This window comes from Dolichospermum circinale AWQC131C (assembly GCF_000426905.1).
GTDB lineage: Bacteria > Cyanobacteriota > Cyanobacteriia > Cyanobacteriales > Nostocaceae > Dolichospermum > Dolichospermum circinale.
The window spans coordinates 55,860-56,098 of sequence record NZ_KE384612.1; the positions used below are offsets into that span (position 1 = coordinate 55,860).

General features: G+C 33.1%; 1 protein-coding gene. It reads right to left on the reverse strand.

All coding sequences use genetic code 11. The features are described 5' to 3' along the window. On the reverse strand, window positions 1-239 hold a 239-nt coding region (locus tag ACIR131C_RS22535; RefSeq protein WP_035371873.1), incomplete at both ends, for a Uma2 family endonuclease.

Below are 239 nucleotides of genomic sequence, written 5' to 3' on the forward strand. Positions count from 1 at the left end.
AAGAATTTCTAAAATGAAATTAGGATATTTACCATCTTCTTCCCAAACTACCCAACTTTTCCGAGTTTTGCGTTCTGTTCCCAAGACAACGAAAAAATCTGGACCTCGAAAATATTCAGATTTTTTCTGACTAGGACTATAGTAAATGGTGAGATTTCCCGCAGCATAGAAATCATTTCTATCTTTCCATAACCATTCTAGACATTTGAAAAGTAGAATTATTTGTCTTAGATGTAGTT